Source organism: Rahnella variigena (assembly GCF_003610915.1).
Taxonomy (GTDB): domain Bacteria; phylum Pseudomonadota; class Gammaproteobacteria; order Enterobacterales; family Enterobacteriaceae; genus Rahnella; species Rahnella variigena.
The window spans coordinates 1,723,024-1,749,055 of the sequence record NZ_NSDJ01000001.1 but is presented as its reverse complement, the minus strand read 5'-3'; the positions used below and the strand labels follow the sequence as shown (position 1 = coordinate 1,749,055).

Genomic DNA, 26,032 nt, shown 5'->3' with positions numbered 1-26,032 from the left:
GCGTGTTCATTGGTGGTTAATGTTCACCTGTTCATGCAGTTTATTGGGTATTAACGCACCAATAGTATTGCCCTACCCTGAATGTCTGGCAACGTCTGTAATTGAGGAATTTGAGAATGACAAAGACATGGTTTATTACCGGAACATCCACCGGCCTCGGACGCCTGCTCACCGGGCAGCTGCTTCTGCGCGGCGACAGGGTGATCGCCACATTACGCAAACCGGGCGCGCTTGACGACTTGCTGGCAAGTTATGGAGATCGGCTGCAAATCCTCATGCTCGATATCACCGATACATCGGCTATCCGAACCGCCGTCGGCGCTGCATTTGCCAAAGCCGGACGTATAGATGTGGTGGTCAGTAATGCAGGTTACGGCCTGTTTGGCGCAGGTGAAGAAGTCAGTGACGGGCAAATCGAAAGACAGATCGCCACCAATCTGGTGGGTTCTATCCAGCTTATCCGCGCCGTTTTGCCACACCTGCGCACACAAGGAGGCGGCCGGATTGTGCAGGTTTCATCAGAAGGCGGGCAGATCGCTTATCCGAATTTCAGCCTATATCATGCAACAAAATGGGGAATTGAAGGATTTGTCGAATCGGTGGCGCAGGAGGTGAAACCGTTTGGTATCGACTTCCTGATTATTGAACCGGGCCCGACCAGTACGGAATTTGGCGCAGGTCTGGATCACGCCGAACCGATGGACTGCTATGAAACCACACCTGCCGGTGAAGTACGCCGTGCGATTGCATCCGGTGATTTCGCCATTAAAGGCGACGCGCTGAACACCGTCAGGGCGATGATCGCCGCTGCCGATGAAGTGAATCCGCCGCTGCGTCTCGCGCTCGGCAGCACGGCTTACGCGTCGGTCAGTCAGGCACTGACAGAAAGATTACGGGTACTGGAGGCACAAAAAGACGTAACGTTTTCAGCAGATAAATAGCCGTAACCGGTGGCATTAAATTCAGAAAACAAAAAACCCGCCGGAGCGGGTTTTTCATTTTCACGGCGTCAGGTTTACTGAGCCGGTGCTGGTGCTGGTGCCTGCGGCTGCAATTCGAACACCACATCGACCTGATCGTCGAAGTGAATACTCTGCTGCTCATAGGTCTGCGCGACATCGCTCTGCCCTGCGGCTTCGGCGGTTTTATACATACGCGCCACCGGCATTGGCTGGTAGTTAGCCACGTGATAACGAATGCTGTAAACCGGCCCCAGTTTGGTATTGAAGCCTTCAGCCAGTGATTTCGCCTGCTGAGTAGCGTTTTCGATGGCTTTCTGACGCGCTTCATCACGGAATTTATCCGGATTAGCCACGCCCAGTTCAACCGCACGCACTTCATTCAGACCTGATTTCAGTGCGCCATCCAGCAATTCGTTCAGTTTATCCAGCTGACGCAAAGTCACCTGCACCTGACGCACAGCACGGTAGCCTTTCAGCTGTGAAGTGCCATCTTTCAGGTAATTGTATTCCGGCTGAGTACGCAGGTTGGCCGCATTGATATCTTTTTTCTCAATGCCGTTTTTTTGCAGGAACGCATAATAGGCCGCTACGCGTTCATCAGCCTGTTTCTTGGCGCTGGCTGAATCATTCGCCGACACGCTGACTTCAATCGCCAGCGTCGCGATATCCGGCGTCGCATCAACACTCGCCGTGCCTGACGTCACCACGTGCGGTCCGGCAGGTAATTCCGCCGCTTGCAACGCCAAAGGTAATGTCCCTAATCCCAACATCGCTGCTACAGCTAATGCTTTCAGTTTCACAGTGCCTCCATTAATCATCAAAGATCTGGCAATAGATAGGTCAAAACAATCTGCGAAACCGTAGCATAATCCGTTACAACTGAAACTAAGATTAGTGACAAAAGCTGATTTAAGGCTAAAAACTTAAAGCACACCGGTCTGGCGAGCCAGTTGTAGGGCAATGCCCCACATGATCACGCCAACGATAAAATTGATGACCCGCTGCACTTTGCCGGTATTCAGCCACGGCGCCAGCATCGCGGCGAGGATGGCCAGCCCGAAGAACCATATTACCGATGCACTGACCGCACCGAGCGCAAACCACGAACGCTCATCAGGGCTCAGACTGCCACCCAGACTGCCGAGTACCACGAAAGTATCGAGATATACGTGCGGATTCAGCCAGGTGACCGCCAGCATGCTGACGACAATTTTCCAGCGGCTTTGCTTCGCCACTTCGGCCTGCGCCAGTTCAGGATTTTTGCTGAATGCCGTGCGAAATGCACCCCAGCCATACCACAGTAAAAACGCAACTCCACCCCAGCTCACCAGTAACAGTAATGTCGGAGATTGACTCAGCAGTGCGCTGCCGCCAAAGATGCCGCCGCAGATCAGCGCAATATCGCTCAGCGCGCATAATCCGGCAATCATCAGGTGATACTGTCGGCGAATGCCCTGATTCATTACAAACGCATTCTGCGGGCCAATCGGTAAAATCATTGCGGCGCTCATCGCCAGTCCTTGCAGGAAAATAGCCAGCACGGAGAACTCCTTCGAGAGTTGATAACAGAGGGTTGATGACAAAGGGTTAATAACAAAGATTGCGCGCAGTGTAAGGGCTTTGCTGGCATAAGAGGAAATGGATATTTCTAATCGCTCATTAGGCTGGCTTATCAGCGACGGGCTGAAGCGTCAGGCATGAAAAAGGCGCCCGCAGGCGCCTGAGAAAATCGGAATCTGGCAGGAATGTGTTATTCGAACGAGCGACGTTCTTCCTGCTGGTTGCCTGCCGCATTCGCGACCTGATAAAGGTGAACATCCATCTGCGGATAAGCAATGTTGATGTTGTTTTTATCCAGTGCGCGTTTGAACGACTCAAGCAGATCCCATTTCACGTTCTGCGCATCACCGTTGCTGGTCCATGCGTACACGATGAAATTCAGGGTTGATGCTGCCATTTCGTTCAGACGAACCACAACGTCTTTATCTTTCAAAACACGCGGATCGGCAGTAACGATCTCGGTCAGGAGTTGCTTAACCAGATCGATGTCAGAGTCATAACCCACGCCAATGGTCAGGTCGATACGGCTGGTTGGTTCGCGGGAGTTGTTGATGATGTTACCAGCGATGATTTTACCGTTTGGCACCACAATGATTTTGTTGTCCGGCGTACGCAGTGTGGTGGAGAAAATTTGTACCTGAGTGACAGTACCCGCCACACCACCAAGGTCAACATATTCACCGGCGCGGAACGGACGGAAGATCACCAGCAAAACGCCGGCTGCAAAGTTAGACAGTGAACCCTGCAATGCCAGACCGACGGCCAGACCGGCAGCACCGATAACCGCAATCACGGACGTGGTTTGCACGCCGATCCGTCCCAGAACCGCAATCAGCGTGAACGCAATAATCGCGTAACGCACCATGGCGGAAAGGAAGTCGGAAACCGTAATATCAATGCCACGAACCTTTAAAACCCGGCTGACGGCACCGGAAACGATGCGGGCGATAATCATACCGACAATCAGAATGAAAATAGCGGCCACAATATTCACAGCGTAATGAAGCAGTAAGGCCTGGTTTCTTACCAACCAGTTGCCAGCATTATTAATGCTGCCTACAACATTCAAATCATCCATTTAAAGTACCCCAAAATTACACCCTGACGGGCTGCAAGAAATCAAAGCTGCCCGACGATGCGGGCAGCAAGTGTGCTTTAAGGTTAACTAACAATGCGATGAAGTGCCAATCCTGTGGGAAAGACTTCAGATAAATTAAGAATTTGCGTGACTGTTTTTCAGCGATTCGGGCGTTTTGAAGGCCTGCAATGGCCCGCGACCACTCAGCGTAAAGGCTGAGATTATCGTGAAGGTCAGTGCGACCAAGCCCAGGATCAGATACGTTCCGTGGAAACCGATACGGTCATACATATTGCCCGCGAACACCGACATAAAGATGATTGCCACCTGTTTGAAGAAGCAGAACGTCACCAGATAAATCGTCGCGGAGAAGCGTACTTCAAATACGGACGTAATGTATTTGAAGCAACCGACAATCAGGAACGGCACCTCGAACATATGCAGGGTTTTCAGCACAACCACTTCCAGCGGCGATGACGCGAAAGACGAGCCGATGATGCGTACAGACATAATTGTCCCGGCCAGCAGCAGCGCATTCTTACCGCCAATGCGGTTCACAATCAGCGGCGCGAAGAACATGATGCAGGCGTTAAGTAACTCGCCCATGGTGGTCACATAGCCAAAGACGCGCGTCCCTTCAGAAGATGACGTGAAGAACGAGGTAAAGAAGTTGGCAAACTGCTGGTCAAACACGTCGTATGTGCAGGAAACGCCGATGACGTACAACGCCAGGAACCACAGTTTTTTATCTTTCAGCAGTTCCACCGCCAGTTTGAGATTGAACGGTTTGCTATTCGCTCCCAGTTCGTTGGCCACGCGGGCGCTGGAGGTGACTTCTGGTTTGGCAATAAGCAGCAAAATCGCGAGGATCACCGCACAGCCGGAACCAAGCCAGAACACGAACTCATTGTTGATGGTAAACATGATACCGACTACCGATGCACACAGCGCCCAGCCGACACAGCCAAACATGCGGGCACGACCAAATTCAAAGCTGCTGCGGCGGCTGACTTTCTCAATATAGGCTTCAATGGCAGGCGCACCGGCGTTATAAATCAGACCAAGGTAAATCCCGCCAACGACCGAACCGAGATAAATATTAATTTTCAGTAACGGGCCAAACACGTAGATAAAGAAGGGCGCGAAGAGGATTAGCATACCGGTGATGATCCACAGCAGATGCTTTTTCAGCCCCAGTTTATCCGCCAGTAAACCGAACACCGGCTGGAATAACAGCGAGAACAGCGAAATGCTGGCAAAGATAATGCCGGTGTCACTTTTGCTGATCTGATTGATGTCATGCAGCCAGATCGGGAAAAACGGGAAGTAGGCGCCCATGATGAAAAAGTAAAAGAAGAAGAACAGCCCGAACATCCAAAAGTTAGTATTTTTCAGGTAATACATAAGCAATTTCCTTACGTCTGAATATCGCGCCGCCGGGGATTAACACGGCGGCGCAGGCTGTCAGGCACGTTTCATGGTGAACGAATAATGGTACTGACCGGCTGTCAGCAGGAAATCGGGGCTGACGCTCGGGCTCCACGAATCATCGCCGCCGACGCCCATATGGAAGCCGTCGATGTTCAGCCAGGTGCCCTCTTCTTCACGCAGTAAATGACGATGACTGGTCTCCATCAGCTGTTGCAGGCTGTAGCGGCTAAGACCAAAGTGGAAATTACCGCGCAGTTTCCATCCGGCATAATCCAGCTCACGGGTATCCCCGCGCAGGCCGTTTTCGGTCGGGAATACGTAAGGCGTATAGAGCTCACCAAGTGGCAAAGTCCATCGCCCATGTTGTGCGGCCAGACGGCGATCCGGGTAGTTTTCGTGTGGCCCCAGCCCCAGCCAGCTGACGTTTTCTGCTGTTTCTGCCAGCTGACAGGTCAGGCCAATGCGCCCCGGCGACGGTACGTTTGCTGCCACGCGAACATCGGCACTGATATGTAGCTCGCCCTGATTATCGATGCGGAAAATTTTGCGGCTCAGCAGGCGCATTTCCTCGCCCGCCATAAACGCGTGCGTGGTAATAATCACCACGCCGTCCTGCAACTGATCGGCGGAGATATTCAGCAGACGCGATTCCAGCTGATACATGCCGGCGGCTTTCCAGCGCTCCACCCAGGCATTCGGGTCGATACGCGTGACTTCGCTGACGCCGATATCGTTATCTACCGGCGCACGGACAAACTGGTCGCGCAGTGCGCTAAGCAGGCGCGGCGTTTTGCCATCAAACCACTGTTCCAGCTGGCCGGTTTGCTGACTGAACTGCCAGCGTTGCGCGCCGTGTACTACGGAAATCAGGTCGCCCTGCTGATCCAGAACCGGCGCAGCGGCGGAGATTTTCTCCGGCACCGGCAAGGTCAGCGGCTGCGGCAGCTGCCATTGATCCCAGGCGCTTCGGTGCCCCGCTTCTGACCACGCGGTTGCCTGCAGCTGGTGTACTGCGACGTTCAGCCACAAATCGCCTTCTGCCTGCGGGATATCGCCCAGCTCTAACGTTTGTTTACCGCATGGCGCGATATTCAGTACCGTTTCGCCCTGCGAGATGACTTCGCCGTCACGTTCAATGCGCCAGACTAACTGTTCGTTATCGCTGTGACGGAACAGGTATTCACTGTGAATTTCCAGCGTCAGCGGCGAGGTACCGGTCAGGGAGAACTGGAAGAATTGCTGGGCGCGCTGCGCTTCGAACAAGGACGGATGCGGCGTGCGGTCGGCAAATACCAGACCATTCATGCAGAACTGACGATCGTTTGGCGTATCGCCAAAATCACCGCCGTAAGCCATATAGCGTTCGCCGTTTTCGCCGGTATGCAACAGACTCTGATCGACCCAGTCCCAGACGAAACCGCCCTGCAAGCGCGGGAACTGACGGAAGGCTTTCCAGTATTTGTCGAAACCGCCGAAGCTGTTACCCATCGCGTGAGCGTATTCGCAGAGGATCAGCGGACGTGTTTCATCCGGCATGCTGATCCACTTTTTAATCGACCATTTTGGTACCGCCGGGAACGGCTGATCCTGCTCAACGCGGGAATACATCGGGCAGATAATGTCGGTTGCTGCGCTGTTAGCGCCGCCGCCTTCGTACTGCACAGGACGGGTCGGATCGACAGATTTGATCCAGCTGTATAACGCGTCGTGGTTTGCGCCATGCCCGGATTCGTTGCCCAGTGACCAGATGATAATGCACGGATGATTGCGGTCGCGCTGAACCATACGTGTAACGCGTTCGCTGAAAGCGTTGAACCATACCGGATCGTCCGACAAACGGTTCATCGGCTGCATGCCGTGGGTTTCGATATTGGCTTCATCGACCACATACAGACCGTATTCGTCACACAGCTTGTACCACAGCGGATGGTTCGGATAATGCGAGCAGCGCACGGCGTTAAAGTTGTGCTGTTTCATCAGCACAATGTCACGGCGCATGGTGGCTTCATCCATCACCTGACCGTTTTCAGGATGATGTTCGTGGCGGTTGGTGCCGCGGATCAATACCGGCTGACCGTTCACTTTCAGCAGCCCGTTGCTGATTTCCACCTGACGGAAACCGACGTCACAGGCTTCGGCTTCTATAAGCTGGCCTTGCGGAGAAATCAGGGAAATCACGGCACGATACAGCGCCGGTTGTTCTGCGCTCCATAAAGCCGGCTGGCTGACAGGCAGGCGCAGCGTAGTGCGGTCATATGCCGCCCCGCGTTCATCGATAATTTCGCTGCCCAGCGGTTGCTGATGTTCTGCGACCGGTTTATCGCCCTGCCATAACTGGACACGCACCTGATAATCAGCCGCGTTTTCCTGCGGCACGGCGGCACTGACCTGCACTTCCAGCTCGGCCTGCGTGAAGCCATGGAACAGATGCGTGCGCACCTGGTAATCCGTAATTTGCTCCACCGGTTTATGCAGCAACGTAACATCGCGGAAAATACCGCTCATGCGCCACATATCCTGATCTTCCAGATAGCTGCCATCGCTCCAGCGAAGCACCATCACCGCCAGACGGTTTTCACCCGAGTGCAGCACATGACTGAGATCGAATTCCGCCGGTAAACGGCTGTCCTGCGAATAGCCGATCCACTGGCCGTTGCACCACAAATAGAACGCGGAATTGACGCCGTTAAACACGATGCGCGTCTGTCCGCTGTTCAGCCAGTCTTTATCCACAGAAACTGTGAGCGAGTAACAACCGGTGGGGTTTTCTTCAGGCACAAACGGCGGATTGACCGGGATCGGATACTGTACGTTGGTATAAATCGGTGCGTCATAGCCTGCCAGTTGCCAGTTGGAGGGCACCTGTACGGGATCCGCATCCGCCAGATCCTGCTGTAACCATTGCTCCGGCACCGCTTCCGGACGGGTGAAATAGCTGAATACCCATTCGCCGTTCAGGCTGCGGATCCTTTCTGAAGGCTGATTTCCCCTGGCTTCTTGTGCATCACGCCAGCTGTTGAAAGGCGGGTGCGCGGGTAATCTGTTGCACTGCGTCGAGGCAGGTTTTTCCCAGTCACGGCGGGCCAGAACGGTGGCCAGTGATGATAATTTATCTTCCGCTGATGAAGTCATAATTTCTCCCCGGTAAATTGTTATGCGCTCACAATAATATAAACATGCGTAACCGGAGAGAGTAAGTAAAGCGCAGGGATGCGGGAAAGGGACGCGGATCACAAAATCCGCGACATGGACAATTAAATGAGGAACGGACTAAGAGAAGATCAGAGCGCGCTGAGCTGACGGGCGATGCGGATCAGTTCCTGCGACAACGCTTCCTGTGACACATTTTCTGCGCCAGGTCGGGCGGTGGTGTAGCGCTCAACCAGGGACGTGGGCAGCAACAGTGAGTCGCTGTGGTGATCGCTGTGATTATGCAGATGATCCACCAGCCGGTTGACGCTCTCGTGACCGAGCAGACGGAAATCCTGTTTGATGGTGGTCAGCGGCGGGAAGAAAAAGGCGCTGTCTTCGGTATCGTCATAGCCAATTACCGATATTTGTTCCGGCACCCGCAGGCCAAACTCGTGCACAGCGCGCAAGACGCCGAGCGCCATCTGGTCATTGGCGACCAGAATCGCCGTCGGGCGCACCGGCTGATTGAGCAGTAATAACGCCTGCTGATAACCCGACGCTGCGCTCCAGTCGCCGTGCTGAACCACACAGGGCGTAATATCGTGCGTCGCCAGCGTATTCAGCCAGCCTTCATAACGCAGGCGCGCTGAGATGGATTCAAGCGGGCCGGTCAGCACCGCGATCTGCTGATGACCTAGCGCCAGCAAATGCTCTACGCCCTGCTTCGCCCCGCAGTGCGGATCGAACAGAATTTTGAAGACGTCAGCTTCTGGATCCACATCCAGAAACAGCGCCGGTAAATTGCCACAAAGCTGTGCGATTGCAGCCGCATCGTCATTCGACAGCGGCACGTTAATCAGCACGCCGTCCACCCGCTGCGACATCAGTTCGTTCACCGCCGTGCGACAGGCGGCCAGACTCAGGTTATCAATCATCGAAATCACGACGTTGAAACCTAACTGGTTTGCGCGGGTTTTCATCGCCGACGCGATTTGTGATGGGGCATGCAGCGCCAGTTCGGTGGTCGCCAGTCCGAGGGTGAAGCTTTGTTTACCCGCCAGTTGCTGGGCAACGCGGTTCGGAACGTAATTGAGCGCTGCCATCGCCTGTTCGACTTTGTTGCGCGTTCTTACCGACACGTGCGCTGCCTGATTCAGTACACGCGAAACGGTCTGATAAGACACACCCGCGTGGCGCGCGACATCATCAAGGGTGACAGATTTTGGCTTCATGGCTTTCTACCTTCAGACTTCATGTTAAGGACAGCTTAAATCGCCTTCTTCGCAGTGCAGAATGTCATTAATTTCTTTGGTGCGCTGCTCGGTTTTCTGTTGCAGACAGCCGGAATAGATCATCGGCTGAACAGAACCCCCGTCAACGCCGGAAGACATAAACGCGCAGTCGTTATCACGAAATGCAATCCAGCTGCGCTGGGCTGCTTTGAATTTGGTTTGCTGCTCCGGCGAAAGCTGCGCCATTTTTTGTTTATAGGCCTGATTTAATAACGTATCACTGCGTTTGAACTCCTGTCCGGCACAAATGTTCATATCCATCTGCGTCGTGGCATTTTTACAGTCGGTTTCAGCGGCATGAACAAAAGGTGTCAGGGCAAATAACGCGAACAACGCTATACGCATAATTTTCTCCGCCAGTGGCGTTTCCGTTAACAGGACTGACATTGTGAAGATAAAACGGGCAATAAAAAAGGGGCCGAAGCCCCTTTGACGATTATCCTCACATTCCGGTGGTCAAGCACCGGAAGCGTAAGAATTACAGTACGTCGATTGCGTTCAGTTCTTTGAATGCCAGTTCCAGGCGAGTCACCATGGAAGACTGTGCAGCACGCAGCCATACGCGCGGGTCATAGAATTTCTTGTTAGGTTTGTCCGCGCCTTCCGGGTTACCCAACTGACCTTGCAGGTAAGCTTCGTTTTTCTTGTAGAACTGCAGGATACCGTCCCAGTTAGCCCACTGGGTGTCGGTGTCGATGTTCATTTTGATAACACCGTAGCCTACAGATTCTTTGATTTCTGCTGCAGTAGAACCGGAACCGCCGTGGAAGACGAAGTTCAGGCTGTTGTGTGGCAGGTTGTGTTTCTTGCACACGTATTCCTGAGAATCACGCAGGATCGTTGGAGTCAGTTTGACGTTACCTGGTTTGTAAACACCGTGTACGTTACCGAATGACGCAGCGATAGTGAAACGCGGGCTGATAGCGTTCAGTTTTTCGTATGCGTAATCAACGTCTTGCGGCTGAGTGTACAGTGCAGATGCGTCCATATGGCTGTTGTCCACGCCATCTTCTTCACCGCCGGTGCAACCCAGTTCGATTTCCAGAGTCATGTCGATTTTTGCCATGCGAGCTAAGTACTTGCTGCAAATTTCGATGTTTTCTTCCAGGGATTCTTCAGACAGGTCGATCATGTGTGAAGAGAACAGTGGCTTACCGGTTTTAGCGAAGTGAGCTTCACCCGCGTCCAGCAGACCGTCGATCCATGGCAGCAGTTTCTTCGCGCAATGGTCGGTGTGCAGGATGACTGGCACGCCGTAATGTTCTGCCATCTGATGTACGTGATGTGCGCCAGAGATTGCACCCAGGATTGCCGCGCCTTGTGGCACGTCAGTTTTCAGGCCTTTACCTGCGATGAACGCAGCGCCACCGTTAGAGAACTGAACGATAACCGGTGAACGGACTTTCGCAGCAGCTTCGAGAACGGCGTTGATAGAGTCGGTGCCTACGCAGTTAACCGCTGGCAGAGCAAATTTGTTTTCTTTAGCAATAGCGAAAACTTTCTGTACATCATCACCAGTGATAACGCCTGGTTTTACGAAATCAAAAATTTTAGACATAGTTCTTTGTCCTGTATTCGTCGGCCGTAGATGGATTGAATCGGTTTGCTATGTCGCGCGAGTTCCACTGTGCAGCCCCTCGCGCGGCAAAGAAGAACAGGAAGCCGTAAGCTTCCCGCTCAGGGTTCATTACTTCTTAGCACGCTCTTCCAGCATCACAACCGCTGGCAGTGCTTTCCCTTCAACGAATTCCAGGAATGCGCCACCGCCAGTGGAGATATAGGAAATTTTGTCAGCGATACCGAACAGGTCGATAGCCGCCAGAGTGTCGCCGCCGCCTGCGATAGAGAATGCTTCGCTGTCAGCAATGGCCTGCGCCACAATCTCGGTCCCTTTACGGAAGTTAGGGAACTCGAACACGCCTACAGGACCATTCCACAGAATGGTTTTAGCGTTTTTAATGATCTCAGCCAGGCGGTTTGCTGACTCGTCGCCCATGTCGAGAATTTGTTCGTCATCTTTGATGTCTTTAACAGACTTCACAGTTGCAACGGCTGTTTCAGAGAACTCAGTCGCCACGCGAACATCTGTAGGAACAGGAATGTCGCAGGTTTCCAGCAATTTGCTTGCGGTACCGACCAAGTCTGCTTCGTACAGGGATTTACCGACGTTGTTGCCTTGAGCAGCCACGAAGGTGTTCGCGATACCACCGCCAACGATCAGCTGGTCAGCGATTTTGGACAGGGAATCCAGAACGGTCAGTTTGGTAGAAACTTTAGAACCGCCAACGATAGCCACCATCGGACGAGCCGGGTTACCCAGCGCTTTACCCAGTGCTTCCAGTTCTGCAGACAGCAGCGGACCGGCACACGCGATAGGCGCAAATTTGCCCACGCCGTGAGTAGAGGCTTGCGCACGGTGCGCAGTACCGAATGCGTCCATCACATAGATGTCACACAGGGCAGCATATTTTTTGGACAGTGCTTCGTCGTCTTTCTTTTCGCCTTTGTTGAAGCGAACGTTTTCCAGAACAACCAGCTCGCCTTCGGCAACTTCAACGCCATCCAGATAGTCTTTAGCCAGACGTACAGGAGAAGACAGTTTGTCTTTCAGGTAGTTAACAACCGGCAGCAGAGAAAACTCTTCGTTATATTCGCCTTCAGTCGGACGACCCAGATGCGAGGTAACCATCACGCGTGCGCCTTGTTTCAGGGCAATTTCGATGGTTGGTAAAGAAGCGCGGATACGTGCATCTGACGTTACTTTGCCATCTTTAACTGGCACGTTCAGATCGGCACGGATCAGTACGCGTTTACCCGCTAAATCCAGATCGCTCATCTTAATAACAGACATGGTGAATCCTCTCGTTGATTCTCTTTAAAGTTGCTTGAAGGCAATTTCGGCCAGAAGGCCGGAACAGCCGTACTAGAAACCGCTAGCGGACATTGCCAATGTTGTATCCAACATTCGGTTGGCAAAACCCCACTCGTTATCGCACCAGACAAGTGTCTTAATCAGGTGCTGTCCACTTACCCGCGTCTGCGTTCCATCTACGATGGCGCTGTGGGGATCGTGGTTAAAATCTGTCGAGACTAATGGTAGTTCGGTATAGTCAACTATACCACGAAAAGCACCTGTTGCGGCCTTTTGCAGCAGCTGGTTCACCTCGTCTACCGTCACAGAACCCTCGACAAATACGCTCAGATCAATGGCTGTGACATTGATTGTCGGCACGCGCACCGAGATCGCCTCAAAGCGATCGCAGAATTTAGGCATGATGCGCGTGATCCCTGCGGCCAGTTTGGTATCGACCGGAATGATGGACTGACTGGCAGCGCGCGTACGGCGTAAATCCGCGTGGTACGCGTCAATGACCGGCTGGTCATTCATCGAAGAATGGATGGTCGTTACCGTGCCCGACTCAATGCCGAATGCATCGTCGAGCAGCTTGATCACAGGGATAATACAGTTGGTGGTGCAGGACGCATTGGACACAATGCGGTGCTGGCGTTCGAGCAAATCGTGGTTCACACCGTAAACCACCGTGGCGTCAAGATCATGACCACCGGGATGCGCGAACAGAATTTTTTTGGCGCCAGCCGCAAGCTGGGCTTCACCGTCTTCGCGACTGCCGTAAACGCCGGTGCAATCGAGCACCACGTCAATACTCAGTTCGCCCCAAGGCAACTGGCTGGCATCAGGCTGGTGAAGTAAACGGATGGAGTCATCGCCGACGTAAAGGTTTTCACCTTCCTGGCGGACATCCCAGGCGAAGCGCCCGTGGCTGGAGTCGTATTTGAGCAGATGCGCCATGCCTTCAGGGCTGGCGATTTCATTGATGGCAATGACGGAGATTTCCGCCCGACGCCCGGATTCGTATAACGCGCGCAATACGCTACGGCCAATGCGACCAAAGCCATTAATTGCAATACGTATTGGCATACATCTCCCTGTTACACGGTTGTTACTCAATTTCAGTAACACCTATAGTAATGCAGCGTGCGTTTACGGTGAATCACCATCGTCATCTGTCAGCACGATGCGTGCAGCAGAAAAATTTCAGTTTCCGTCACGATAACAACCTGGTGACGATGTTAAGCTCAAATAGCCTGACTGAAACGGTTCAGCTGAGAATAAACCAAACCATGAATAAAAGGAATAATTCGTCAGCCGCAGAGGCATTAATCACGCCGAACGCTTAAAAAAACATCAGCCAATTCCGTGTATTCACAGTGATTTTACTTTTTCATCACTTTTTCGACAGCGATTATTCTCAAAAACCGACGGATTGAAACAGCGTCAGAATGCAGGGAGTGTAGCTGAGTCCGCAGGAGAAGGGTTTGACCTGCATCATTTCGCGCGAAACTGAGAACCTGCGCATGAAATTGCAGGCGAAAAAAAGCACCCGAAGGTGCTTTTAAGAAACTTTAAGAAAGCGGAATTACTTCAGTAACGCCTGTGCCTGAGCAACAACGTTATCAACAGTGAAACCGAACTCTTTGAACAGCAGGTCTGCCGGAGCAGATTCGCCGAAGCTATGCATACCGACGATAGCGCCGTTCAGGCCAACATATTTGAACCAGTAATCCGCGATACCCGCTTCAACAGCAACACGGGCTGTCACGGCTTTCGGCAACACAGATTCACGGTAAGCCGCGTCTTGTTTGTCGAAGGCGTCAGTTGAAGGCATGGAAACCACACGCACTTTGGTGCCCGCAGCCGCCAGTTTATCAGCCGCTTCCACGGTGATACCGACTTCAGAACCGGTCGCGATCAGGATCACTTCTGGGGTGCCGTCGCAATCTTTCAGCACATAACCGCCGCGCGCCACGTTGGCTAATTGCTCAGCAGTACGTGGTTGCTGGGTCAGGTTCTGACGGGAGAAGATCAGGGTCACCGGGCCGTCGTTACGCTCAATCGCGTATTTCCATGCCACAGCAGATTCAACCTGATCCGCAGGACGCCAGGTGCTCATGTTTGGCGTAACGCGCAGGCTGGCGATTTGCTCAACCGGCTGGTGCGTCGGGCCATCTTCGCCCAGACCGATGGAGTCATGGGTGTACACGAACACGTTGCGGATTTTCATCAGTGCAGCCATACGCACGGCGTTGCGCGCATATTCCACGAACATCAGGAAGGTCGCAGAGTACGGCAGGAAACCACCGTGCAGCGCGATACCATTAGTAATGGCGGTCATACCGAATTCACGCACGCCGTAATGGATGTAGTTACCCGCCTGATCGTCGCCGATAGACTTAGAACCGGACCACATAGTCAGGTTGCTTGGTGCCAGGTCAGCAGAGCCGCCCAGGAATTCTGGCAACACTTTACCGAAAGCTTCCAGCGCATTCTGGGATGCTTTACGGCTGGCGATGTTTGCAGGGTTCGCCTGCAGCTGTTCGATGAATTTCTGCGCTTCGGTTTCCCAGTTCGCTGGCAGCTCGCCGTTCACACGACGTTTGAACTCTTTGGCCAGTTCCGGATGCGCTTTAGCGTAAGCATCAAACTTGTCGTTCCACGCGGCTTCTTTCGCTTTACCGGCTTCTTTCGCATCCCACTGTGCATAGATGTCTTGCGGGATTTCAAATGCAGCGTATTTCCAGCCCAGCGCTTCGCGGGTTGCAGCGACTTCAGCAGCACCCAATGCAGCGCCGTGAACATCGTGAGTACCGGCTTTGTTCGGTGAACCGAAACCGATCACGGTTTTGCACATCAGCAGGGATGGCTTATCAGTCACTTTATGTGCTTCTTCGATAGCCGCTTTGATGGCGTCAGGATTGTGACCATCAACACCGCGTACTACGTGCCAGCCGTAAGCTTCGAAACGCTTAGCCGTATCATCGGTGAACCAGCCTTCTACGTGGCCGTCGATGGAGATACCGTTGTCATCATAAAACGCGGTCAGTTTTCCGAGTTTCATGGTACCGGCCAGAGAACACACTTCGTGAGAAATGCCTTCCATCATGCAGCCGTCGCCAAGGAATGCATAAGTCTGGTGATCGACGATGTCATGGCCTGGTTTGTTGAACTGTGCTGCCAGCGTGCGTTCTGCAATAGCAAAACCGACGGCGTTAGCAATGCCCTGACCCAGCGGACCAGTGGTAGTTTCAACGCCAGCGGTATAACCGTATTCCGGGTGGCCCGGGGTTTTAGAGTGCAGCTGACGGAAGTTTGCCAGTTCGCTCATCGGCAGGTCATAACCTGTGAGATGCAGCAGGCTGTAAATCAGCATAGAACCATGACCATTGGACAGCACGAAGCGGTCGCGGTCAGCCCAGTGCGGGTTTGTCGGGTTATGGTTCAGGTAATCGCGCCACAGCACTTCGGCAATATCTGCCATGCCCATAGGGGCGCCAGGGTGGCCGGAATTCGCTTTCTGCACGGCATCCATACTAAGTGCGCGAATAGCGTTCGCAAGCTCTTTACGAGAGGACATGTTCTACTCCAGGTCGGATTAAAAAAGCAGTCAAGAAAGTCATTTTCTCAGACTCGGCATTAAAACGGCAATCTCTAATCACTCTCGTGATTAAGTTCACAAAATCCGCTTTTAAATCAGTGCGTTTTTTCGGACTTACACTATAGATCGGGTGCTGCTAAAAACCTACCTTAACGCTATCCTTACAGTCAGGGTCTTTTCGTGACTGCTTTTCAACCTTTGCTTATCTTCTCTGGGAATCTGAACTGATGAAATTTCGTCCTGTTATGTTGAGTCTTTTTGCCGCGTCGCTGGTCAGTGGCTGCGCAACCGTCAATACCGATACCTTAATGCAGTCCGGCGCGCAGGCGTATCAGGCGTATACGCTGAGCGATGCCGACGTCAAAACGCTGAGCGTGCAGTCTTGTGAGGAAATGGATAAAAAAGCACAGATTGCTCCCGACGACAGTGAATATGCACAGCGCCTGAAAAAAATCTCGGCAGCGTTGGGCGATAACATCAACGGCACGCCCGCCAACTACAAGGTGTATCTGACCAAAGACGTCAACGCCTGGGCGATGGCCAACGGCTGTATCCGCGTTTACAGCGGCCTGATGGATATGATGAACGACAATGAAGTAGAAGGCGTGCTCGGCCATGAAATGGGACACGTGGCACTCGGCCATACCCGCAAAGCCATGCAGGTGGCTTACAGCGCTACCGCGGCGCGCTCTGCGATTTCGTCACTCGGCGGTGTCAGCGCCACCCTGTCACAATCTCAGCTGGCTGATTTAGGCGAGAAATACGTGAATGCGCAGTTCTCGCAGAAACAGGAATCCGAAGCGGATGATTACTCTTTCGATTTGCTGAAAAAACGTGGTATCGACCCGACAGGCCTGGCGACCAGTTTTGAGAAGCTGGCAAAACTGGATCAGGGAAGCAGCATCGGCTGGTTTGACGATCACCCTTCTTCAGAAGCACGCGCGAAACATATCCGCGAACGTATTGCTGCCGGGAAATAATCCGTCAATTGATGAGAGATGTATCGTGAGGTACATCTCTGATATCCCCCGCGCCGTTATTCTTCCTGCACATTATCACTGAGTATTCAGGCACCCGCAGGAGCCTTGATATTCTGTTTTCTTTCATAACTCCGCCTTCTCTTTACCCAGAAAATAGCACAATCATGTCTATTCTTCCTCAATAGCACAATTTGTTTATCATTTTAAGTGATCATAAATAAATACACATCACCAATTATTATGTTTATTTTTCAAAGCTTAGCTTTTTAATTAATAAAAATGATCCTGACGATCTTTGTATTTTATGACGAATATCAATCCTTAGGAAAAAATACAACATGTGCAAACTTAAACATTAAATATGGTTTACTTATTTGCACACCCCTATAGAATTATTTCGTTACATCCACTTTGCAATTTCCCTAATTTGATCTCTGCAACATCGATATTTATACTCCGCTCAGGTAAGCCTATGAAAAAGCTTATTCAAATCACTAATCCTTTATTTTAATATTTCTGTTGTTTTAATAATGAAAAGGACATTTCATGAAAAACATTAAGACTCTCTTCCCTTTATCTGTATTTTGTCTGGCATTCGGTAGCTTATCTGCACAGGCAGCGGATGTTGGGTTAATTACCTTTGATGGTGCGGTGTCTGACACGACCTGTGAAATCACCACTAACAACGGTATTGCAGCGAATAATGTCACTATCTCCATGCCTGTTGTGACGAAAGCGGCAGTAGATGCAACAACCCGCGCAGCGGGCGGTGTCGGCGCCAAAGAGTTCGAGTTAATGCTGAATGACTGCGCAGAATCCGTGACCAAAGCCTCCGTCAGCTTCTCTTCACAGCAATTTGCAGAATTGTCGAGCGGTACGCTGAAACCAGACACCACGGTATCTGGCAGCGCGCAAAACGTCAGTGTTGCTCTTTACAACAACACAACGACCGACGTGAGCCAGGTTCTGATCGGTGATCCGACCGATGTGGCACAAAGCGTGACCCTCGTCGAGGGCCGTGGTGTATTTGCCTACAAAGCAGCCTACGTTCCAAGCGCTGACTGGTCTGCAACGAATAGTGTTCAGGCGGGTAAAGTGAATACTAACGTTACCTTTACGATGAATTACGAATAACAATTAGCGTTTATTAATGATTCAGCGTGCCCGACAAATCAATGGGTACGCTTTCATTATAAAATTTAATAGAGGGAAATATGAATTTTATACCTACACGAAAAATAATTTCATTTAGCCTTGCCGTTCTGGGGCTTATTGCTTGCGATGTCAGTGCAGATGTTGTCATCTCTGGCACCCGAATTATTTATCCGGCGCAAGCGAAAGAGATCACAGTAAAACTGGATAATCGCGGAGAAAAAGCGTTGCTGGTTCAATCGTGGCTGGACGATGGTCGCGAAGATGTAAATCCGCAGGAGATGAAAATTCCTTTCCTGGTTACTCCCCCTATTTCACGTATGAACGCTAAGCAAGGCCAGACAGTGAAAATTGCCAGCCTTGGCGGTGAATTACCCAAGGATAAAGAAACTGTATTTTGGTTTAACGTGCTTGAAGTTCCCCCTAAAGCGAAAAACAACACCGATGAAAATTTGCTTCAGCTGGCTTTTCGTACCCGCATAAAATTGTTTTATCGTCCTGAGGGGCTGAAGGGTTCATCTGCTGAAGCAGCGACCGCCTTGTCATGGAAAATAGTGAAAAATGGTCCGCAAGCTTTTGCGGAGGTGAAAAATGCTTCCCCTTATTTCGTCACTGTAAATGAAGGTTTTCTTAACGCGAATGGCCGCAAGTACGAAATTGAGAAAAAAATGATCGCCCCCGATTCCACCCAGTTGATGAAAGTCGATGGGCTGACGACGCCGGTAAGCACAGGGAAGATAAATTATACCGCAATTAATGATTACGGCGGAAATATAAAACATGAAGCATCCCTTTAAATAAAACCTTTTCGCCATCTGATTAAAAACAGTAATATTATGAAAAAAAATAAAATCACAACGGGGTTATTACTGCTTCCCTTGACTATAGGCATGAGCGCTATGTGGTCAACTTCGTCCGTGGCGGAAACGGCGGTTACCAATGTTAACAGTGGGCATGATGATGAAAATGTTGAGTTTGATAGTCAGTTTCTCTACAACACCTCAAACAGTGACAAAATCGACACCCGCCGTTTCAGCAAGGGAAACCCTGTTATGCCGGGCGTTTACAGCGTCGGTATTTTTATTAACGGTTCGTTAAAACTCAATTCTAAAGTTAATTTCGTTGATAACGGGACGAATACTGCAAGCCCATGTCTCACCTCAAAATTGCTTGAGCAGTTAGATATCCTCATCGATAAAGATGATGCTGCAGATATCTCGCCGGAAGACGCGGAAACAACGTGCATAAATTTGACAGAAAAACTCCCTGATTCAAAGGTCAGATTCAGTTCATCGGAACAACGGCTGGATATTATCATTCCGCAGATTTATCTTGCCAAACATCCTTCTGGATATGTAAATCCTGCTCTATGGGAAGAAGGCATTCCAGCGTTCATGCTATCTTATGACATGAATGCCTACCGTTCAACCGCTGACGGGGAATCCCGTGACAGCGCCTACGCTGGGTTGAATTATGGCGCCAACCTCGCTGGCTGGCGCTTTCGTGCCAGAGGCTCGTCTAACTGGGATCAGGATAATGGCCTGTCCTATTCCAGCCAGGATGCTTATATTCAGCACGATATCACCGCATTAAAAGCCCAATTCGTTTTGGGTGATACGTATACGCAGGGTGATGCTTTTGATTCAATCAATCTGAGAGGATTAAGGATATTCAGTGACACCCGCATGCAGCCGGGTTCAGATAACAGCTATGCGCCAGTGATACGCGGCACCGCAAACAGTAATGCGAAAGTGACTGTCCGTCAGAGCGGCGCGGTAATTTATGAAGTGACGGTTCCCCCAGGACCTTTTGCGCTTGATGACATTAATCCTACTGGCTATGGCAACAGTCTCGACGTGACCATAGAAGAGTCTGATGGCAGTAAACGCACTTTCTCTATGCCTTTCTCTTCGGTCACGCAAATGCTGCGCCCCGGTAATGCCCGCTGGGACATAGGCTTCGGCAAACTTAACGAGAGTTCGTTCAGCGATTCCCCCGAAGTGGCGGTGCTGACAGGCTATTACGGCATCAATAATACCTTCACCGGCTATGCGGGTGTTGAGGCTATGTCATCAGACTACCTTGCCCTGCTGACGGGGGTTGCGATGAACACACCGGTCGGCGCATTTGCCTTCGATATTACGCATTCCCGTGCAGATATCGAAAACAATGAGTCCCTTGACGGGCAGAGCTACCGGATTTCTTACAACAAGCTGTTGACCGAAACCAATACGTCACTGAATGTTGCCGCTTACCGGTTTTCAACCCAGGACTATCTGAGCTTGCGCGATGCAGCTTCACTTCAGGATGAACTCAGTCAGGATCCGGTAAATAAAGAAGAAACTTTCAAAAATTACGACAGAATGAAAAACCAGATACAAATTAATATCAATCAGCCGCTGGAATATGGTGAACAGAACTACGGTTCTCTTTATATGACGGGCAGTTGGGAATCTTACTGGAATCAGAGTAAAAAAACGTCTCAGTTCTCCGTCGGATATAATAATAGTTACCGTTGGGCAAATTACAGCATTTCGTTACAGCGTGAATATAACGAAAATGGTGATCAGGATAACCGCCTTTATATTAGCCTGAGCGTTCCTTTAGAAAACCTGTTTGCGCAGGGTAAACGTCCTGGTGGATTTACCAATCTGAATACCGGCTTAAGCACTGACTTTAAAGGTACATCGCAACTGGACATGAGCGCGGGCGGTTACAGCGAAGATAACCGTTATAACTACAGTGTTAACACGTCGTCTTCAATGGCTGATTCCCAAAATTTGAATCAGATTGGTGGATACGGAAGTTATAACAGCGCGTATGGTCCTGTGAGTCTTTCAGCCTCTTTAACCGATGACGGAGGACGGCAGGCTTCCTTTGGTTCCAGCGGAGGCATGGTGGTTCATGCTGGCGGTATTACTTTTGCACCCGGAAATATCAACGACACTGACACACTCGCGCTGGTTAAAGCCAAAGGGGCAAAAGGCACAAAAATGAGTGTGGGTGAAGGTCGTATTGACAGTAACGGGTATGCGGTCACCCCTTATCTTTCGCCTTATCAGGAAAACACGGTCGGTCTGGACATCAGCACACTGGAGACTGACGTTAATATTGTTAACACCAGCACTATTACCTATCCACGCAGTGGTTCAGTGGTATTAGTTAATTTCGAAACTGATGAAGGTCGCTCGGTTATTATGGAATTACAGCGTTCCGATAACGGTTTTATTCCTTTAGGCGCTGATGTCTTTAATGATAAAAACATCCTCGTCGGAAATATGGGGCAAGGAGGAAGGGCTTTCATTCGCGGTATCGACGATAAAGGAATACTGCATGTTGTTTGGGGAAGTGAGTCTGACCAATCCTGTCAGATTAATTACTCTATTTCAGAAAACCCGGAAAAAGTGAACCTGACGGTCATGTTAAAAAATATCGCGTGTAAAATGACACATTGATTTCTGGAAAAACAGAATAAACAGGAGGAAAAATGATAAAGGGATACAGAAAATTATTATCACCATGCGCTATTTTATTTATCGGCATGAATATGACACCGGTTCACGCACAAAATGTCAATGTGACTTTTAGCGCCAACATTCTTGAAACAACGTGTGAAATGAAGCTGGAAGGCGGCTCAGGCAATGGCATCAACAACACGATCCCTATTGGCTCCGGCGGAAAGGTAAGTTTAGATAAAATCATTGCCGGAGATAATGCCGCTACCGCGACCTTCAAGATAAAAATTGTGGAATGCCCGGCAGGGATAACCTCGATTAAAACGACGATCAGGGGTACGCCATCCAGTTATGCCAATACGTTACTCGTCAACGGGACTTCAGGTGAAGGTGCCTCTTCCTTTTTGGGTGTTTCAATTGCCCGCGTCTCAGCGTCAGAGCAGCCTTTTGTCATTAACTCCACAAATGACAGCCAGCGGCTCAGCTGGAGCAACGCAGAGATCAATGCAAAAGAGGTCGCCCTGATTTCAAGGCTGCAAGAAACACAAGCTAATAAAGGGACAACTGGTAATTTCAGTGCTGTTGCCACTTTTAACTTTAACTATGAATAACGTAGAAAAACACAGGTTATAGAAGACCTGCATGGAGAAAAGTAACGTGAAACCTAAAAATCTTTTACTGCTGCCGGCTGCATTCCTCATGACATTTTCAGCGCACGCGGTTGAGCTCACGCCGACAGAAAATTTAACCGCCACCTTTACTTCTACCATTGAAGCCGGGACTTGTGCTGCCCAGATTCAGAATTCATCAGGGACACCGACATCCGCCATTAACTTTAATGATGTCTATAAATCAGAACTGAAACAGAAAAGTAAAATTCAGCCTTTTAAACTGGTGTTCAGCGCGTGCTCCGGCGTGAAATCTGCTGAGATCACCGCCAACCCAACCGCAGGAACCTGTTCCGGTAGCGGAGCCAGCGGAAAATCATTTGCCAACAACGGCGGCACGGCGGCGGCCACGGCGGTAGAACTCTGGCGTAATGCCCCTGACAGCGGGACGCAGTTCAGTTGTGTCGACAGAGCCACACCGCAAACAGTCGCGCTTACCACGGCAGGCACAACACTGAATATGAATGCCCGGATGGTGATTGCAGATGGCAGTACGCTATCAAATGTCACCTCAGGGAACTTTATTGCCCCGATCACGTTTGTGATCGTCTATCAATAAATGGCTGAGCAAAGGCCAATGGAAGGGATATGATCAATCACCCGGTGAATATGAATAAAACATTATTACGCTTGTTAACGGTATTAGCCGTGGGTTTTCCTTTCGTCACCTGCGCGGAAAATGATCTCAACATGAATATACAGGCTAATATTCTCGAGACCACCTGTCAGTTAACCGTACAGAATGGCGGCGCGATTCATTTACCCACCGTCAGCGTCAATTATTTTGATGATCGCGGTTCCCCACCTGCACCAATATTACCCACCGATCAACTGGGCGGTTATCCGTTCAGTGTTACCCTGAGCGAATGCACGGATGTGATAGAGAATGTCCACTTCAGTTTCGCTCCGCAGTCAGGCAACTTCGCACCAGGCTCTAAACAGGTATTTATCAGCGAAACAGACGGTGCAGCGGATGGCGCAGATAACGTGGGTCTGGTGATATTTTCTCAGGAATACAATACCAATGTGCTGGAAACGGACGGTTCTTCCGATGTGAATTTCCCGATAAACGCCGCAACGCCCGTGGCAGAAAAAACGGACTATCACTTCTATACCCGTTATCAAAATACAGGTGCTGTTTCAGCCGGCCGGGTAACCTCAAAAGTATTAGTGAGCGTGAGCTATGAATAATCATTTATCTTTGAATGCCGTGAGTTTGCGTTCGTCTCGTTTCATCCGCACATTCACTTTTATTGCTTTATTAGTGCTAACGGGGTCTTTAGCCGTTAAACCGGCTCATGCGGAACGAGAATGTTATTTTATGGATGCTCCCTATACCGCAACATTAAGCTTTTCCGGCTCTGTGGTTTCCCTGCTACCACACGTGACCAGTACGCAAATGATTACGGACTTAAATCAAAAAGCATCCACAACCAAGAATGCCCGTTCTGATTGCCGCACAGGTAATGACGGAGAGATTTTATATGGGATCGGCGGTAGCGTTCCACAGGCTGGCAATTATGCTAACGCTTCCCCAGACGCGGGGTTATATGCCACCAATATCCCGGGGATCCTCTACTCCGTTCAAATAAGAAGTACTAGCAGCAGCACAATTCAAGCTTTTATGCCGTATTTTTCAGGTTCCAACGTGCAGATGGCACAGAATACCGACGGTGAGGAAAGCTCGATGGATGGAGGGGAGTGGTATGATTACTATATAGTGATTTTTCAGACCCCTCAGTTCACCGGTATTCCCGCTGGCGTAACCTCCATCCAGCCGGCTACCCCAGGCTATATAGGTGGATTCAGGATAGGTGAGAATGTTAGTGACCACGCTCGTATCGACCTGAATATAAGTACTTTCTCTTTCCCGGTGAAAACGCCAACCTGTACTTCTCTGGTCAGCAGTGTGGGCGGCGGTACCATCCCGCTGGGGGATTATAGTGCAGCAAAAGTTAATTCAGGTGCTACCAGCGTGATGAAATTCAGCCTTAATGCTTCAGGCTGTACGAATGTGAATATGTTTAAGACCCGGGTAACGACGAACATTGTCGCACCGGGGAACAATATGTTATTGGGTAATTCCGTGACGTCAAATGCGGCAACCGGTGTGGGGGTGAAAATCACCACAGGGTCTGGCAGCCAGTTAAAACCTAACGACACAAATTCTGTTTACTCAGTGACTGATTTGAATATGCCTTCATCTAAACAATTACAGTTTAACGCGCAACTGGTCGGCGATTCCAAAAGTATTTCGGTGGGAAGTTTCTCAGCTACCGGCACTTTCGTGGTTAATTATGAATAATAAAAATAGCTGAATCATGAATTATGGCGCAGCGTTTACGCTCCACGCTGCGCCATTTATTTACCCTTGCTTTTCTGCGCTTCGGTAACCGCCCCCCAGTGCGCGGGTCAGGCGAATATCCGCGCTGATCCATTGCCCCTGCAATTGAATTTTCGTCGCCTGTTCCTGCAATAATGGCAACTTCGCTTTGGCAACATCGGCACCGCTTAGGATCCCCACAGCAAATCGCTGCCTGGTCAGTTCCCACAAATGCTGGCTTCCTTTAACTACCGCTTGCTGATGCGCATTTTCGATGGAAAGCGTCTGTACCTGACTGGCACTTTTCACCACGTCGGTTACCGCATCAACTACCGCCTTATTATACGAAGCAATGCTCAGATTGCTGCTGGTGCGCACGATATCCAGATTGGCGTTCAGCCTGCCGCTGTCAAACACCGGCAGCGTAAGCCCGGCGATAACGCCCATTTGCTGCGCAGAACTGCGGAACAAATCACTCATATGCAATGCATCGTATTGCAGGAATCCCATCAGGTTGATGCTGGGATAAAATGCAGCGTGTGCCGCGTCCACTGCGCTCAGGGAGGATTCAATCACCCAGTGCGCGGCCTGCAAGTCCGGACGGCGCGCCAGCAGCTCGTAGCCGAGACGCGGCGGCAAGCTTTCCCTGACCGGCGGCAAGGCAACAGGTTTCAGATGAACCGCTGGCGATTTCAGCCCCAGCATCGCCTGCAGCGACGTTTGCAGCAATTGCAGACGCCCTTTTGACACATCGATTTTTTCGTCAATTTTCGCCATGCGGATTTTGGTGCTGGTGTCATCGACAGAAGAACGAACACCCTGTGCATAAAGTTGCTGATCAGTTTTTGCGATGATGGCTTCCTGCTCACGTAAATCCAGCAGGGTCTGATGCAGTGCCATGTAAGTCTGGATATCCCAGAACAGCTCAACGACCGCAGATGAAACCATCAGGCGCGCCTCGGCCAGTTCAGCTTGTTTCGCCTGTGAAGCCCCCAGAGCAGACTGAATTACAGCGCGGTTTTTGCCCCACAAATCAAGCTCATAACTGCTCTGCAAACCATAAGTTCCGCTGGTATACCAAGGGCCGGTCGTTCCGGCTGCCGGGTCATCCAGCGCAAACGGCCCCATCACCCCTTCTGCCGACATTTTCTGACGCTCAACATCCGCACCGAAATCCAGCTGCGGACCGCCGCTGGCTTCCTGCATCTTGATCCTGGCTTTCGCCAGTTCAACACGTTGCTGCACCACCGCTATCGAGGGCGAGTCTTTCAGTGCCTGTTCTACCAGCGCATTTAACTGCGGATTATGATAGTCCCGCCACCAGTCTGAACCCGGCCATTCATGCATGGCAGACGCCGGTATTTCCGGTGTGCGGAGCTTTGCAATGTCAGTGACTGGCAATGCCGTTTTTTCGTCATGTACCCGCGCGCATCCGCCCGCAGACAGAAAGAGAGGCAATAAAATAAACACCGATATTATTTTATTATTATAAAAACCATGAATTAATTTCAATTTAACTATTCACTCAACAAATAAAATAGACA

The 26,032-nt window shown here is 50.8% G+C and carries 21 protein-coding genes; 9 read left to right on the top strand and 12 right to left on the bottom strand.

Features of this window, described 5'->3' with window-relative positions:
• Positions 1-116: 116 nt before the first annotated feature.
• The gene (locus CKQ54_RS07980) at positions 117-941 is read left to right on the top strand and encodes an SDR family oxidoreductase (protein ID WP_120160963.1); all 825 of its coding nucleotides are present in this window, start codon (positions 117-119) and stop codon (positions 939-941) included.
• Between the two features lie 74 nt (positions 942-1,015).
• Here CKQ54_RS07980 and CKQ54_RS07975 read toward each other — a convergent pair whose 3' ends face one another.
• The 11 genes from CKQ54_RS07975 to tkt form a co-directional block, all read right to left on the bottom strand.
• The gene (locus CKQ54_RS07975; protein ID WP_120160965.1) at positions 1,016-1,762 is read right to left on the bottom strand and encodes an oxidative stress defense protein; all 747 of its coding nucleotides are present in this window, start codon (positions 1,760-1,762) and stop codon (positions 1,016-1,018) included.
• 123 nt (positions 1,763-1,885) lie between these two features.
• Complete coding sequence (gene argO, locus CKQ54_RS07970; protein ID WP_120160967.1) at positions 1,886-2,503, bottom strand: arginine exporter ArgO; 618 nt, start codon at positions 2,501-2,503, stop codon at positions 1,886-1,888.
• 209 nt (positions 2,504-2,712) lie between these two features.
• Positions 2,713-3,600: a small-conductance mechanosensitive channel MscS gene (mscS, locus tag CKQ54_RS07965; RefSeq protein WP_120160969.1), complete on the bottom strand. Its 888-nt coding sequence runs from the start codon at positions 3,598-3,600 to the stop codon at positions 2,713-2,715.
• Positions 3,601-3,735: 135 nt separating this feature from the next.
• Positions 3,736-5,004, bottom strand: a complete 1,269-nt coding sequence (locus tag CKQ54_RS07960) for an MFS transporter (protein ID WP_112288980.1) — start codon at positions 5,002-5,004, stop codon at positions 3,736-3,738.
• A gap of 60 nt (positions 5,005-5,064) precedes the next feature.
• Positions 5,065-8,163, bottom strand: a complete 3,099-nt coding sequence (locus CKQ54_RS07955) for a beta-galactosidase (RefSeq protein ID WP_120160971.1) — start codon at positions 8,161-8,163, stop codon at positions 5,065-5,067.
• A 149-nt stretch (positions 8,164-8,312) separates the two neighbouring features.
• Positions 8,313-9,395: a LacI family DNA-binding transcriptional regulator gene (locus tag CKQ54_RS07950; RefSeq protein ID WP_120160973.1), complete on the bottom strand. Its 1,083-nt coding sequence runs from the start codon at positions 9,393-9,395 to the stop codon at positions 8,313-8,315.
• Positions 9,396-9,419: 24 nt separating this feature from the next.
• Entirely contained in the window at positions 9,420-9,800 is a 381-nt protein-coding gene (locus CKQ54_RS07945; protein WP_120160975.1) for a lysozyme inhibitor LprI family protein, read from the bottom strand.
• A gap of 133 nt (positions 9,801-9,933) precedes the next feature.
• Complete coding sequence (gene fbaA / locus CKQ54_RS07940; protein WP_112288984.1) at positions 9,934-11,013, bottom strand: class II fructose-bisphosphate aldolase; 1,080 nt, start codon at positions 11,011-11,013, stop codon at positions 9,934-9,936.
• A 129-nt stretch (positions 11,014-11,142) separates the two neighbouring features.
• Positions 11,143-12,306 (bottom strand): phosphoglycerate kinase, encoded by a 1,164-nt coding sequence (gene pgk / locus CKQ54_RS07935; protein ID WP_101075336.1) that lies wholly within the window; start codon positions 12,304-12,306, stop codon positions 11,143-11,145.
• A 72-nt stretch (positions 12,307-12,378) separates the two neighbouring features.
• A complete protein-coding gene (epd, locus tag CKQ54_RS07930; protein WP_112288986.1) occupies positions 12,379-13,395 on the bottom strand; it encodes an erythrose-4-phosphate dehydrogenase in 1,017 nt (338 codons plus the stop codon).
• 499 nt (positions 13,396-13,894) lie between these two features.
• Entirely contained in the window at positions 13,895-15,889 is a 1,995-nt protein-coding gene (gene tkt / locus CKQ54_RS07920; protein ID WP_120160979.1) for a transketolase, read from the bottom strand.
• Between the two features lie 248 nt (positions 15,890-16,137).
• On the opposite strand from tkt, the gene loiP reads away from it, so the two are divergent.
• The 8 genes from loiP to CKQ54_RS07880 all read left to right on the top strand — a co-directional run bounded on the left by loiP (position 16,138) and on the right by CKQ54_RS07880 (position 24,470).
• Complete coding sequence (gene loiP, locus CKQ54_RS07915; protein WP_113878237.1) at positions 16,138-16,890, top strand: metalloprotease LoiP; 753 nt, start codon at positions 16,138-16,140, stop codon at positions 16,888-16,890.
• Positions 16,891-17,436: 546 nt separating this feature from the next.
• Positions 17,437-18,024 (top strand): fimbrial protein, encoded by a 588-nt coding sequence (locus CKQ54_RS07910; protein WP_120160981.1) that lies wholly within the window; start codon positions 17,437-17,439, stop codon positions 18,022-18,024.
• Positions 18,025-18,104: 80 nt separating this feature from the next.
• Positions 18,105-18,839, top strand: a complete 735-nt coding sequence (locus tag CKQ54_RS07905; RefSeq protein ID WP_120160982.1) for a fimbrial chaperone — start codon at positions 18,105-18,107, stop codon at positions 18,837-18,839.
• Between the two features lie 39 nt (positions 18,840-18,878).
• The gene (locus CKQ54_RS07900) at positions 18,879-21,497 is read left to right on the top strand and encodes an outer membrane usher protein (protein ID WP_120160984.1); all 2,619 of its coding nucleotides are present in this window, start codon (positions 18,879-18,881) and stop codon (positions 21,495-21,497) included.
• A gap of 32 nt (positions 21,498-21,529) precedes the next feature.
• Positions 21,530-22,108: a fimbrial protein gene (locus tag CKQ54_RS07895; RefSeq protein ID WP_120160986.1), complete on the top strand. Its 579-nt coding sequence runs from the start codon at positions 21,530-21,532 to the stop codon at positions 22,106-22,108.
• A gap of 31 nt (positions 22,109-22,139) precedes the next feature.
• Complete coding sequence (locus CKQ54_RS07890; protein ID WP_120160988.1) at positions 22,140-22,724, top strand: fimbrial protein; 585 nt, start codon at positions 22,140-22,142, stop codon at positions 22,722-22,724.
• Positions 22,725-22,753: 29 nt separating this feature from the next.
• Positions 22,754-23,356, top strand: coding sequence for a fimbrial-like protein (locus CKQ54_RS07885; protein WP_120160989.1), 603 nt, complete (start codon positions 22,754-22,756; stop codon positions 23,354-23,356).
• Positions 23,349-24,470: a fimbrial protein gene (locus tag CKQ54_RS07880; RefSeq protein WP_120160991.1), complete on the top strand. Its 1,122-nt coding sequence runs from the start codon at positions 23,349-23,351 to the stop codon at positions 24,468-24,470. Before CKQ54_RS07885 ends, CKQ54_RS07880 begins: the two co-directional genes overlap by 8 nt.
• A 60-nt stretch (positions 24,471-24,530) precedes the next feature.
• On the opposite strand, the gene CKQ54_RS07875 is transcribed toward CKQ54_RS07880, so the two are convergent.
• On the bottom strand, positions 24,531-25,991 hold the full coding sequence (locus tag CKQ54_RS07875) for an efflux transporter outer membrane subunit (protein ID WP_425272807.1): 1,461 nt from the start codon (positions 25,989-25,991) through the stop codon (positions 24,531-24,533).
• Positions 25,992-26,032 lie beyond the last annotated feature (41 nt).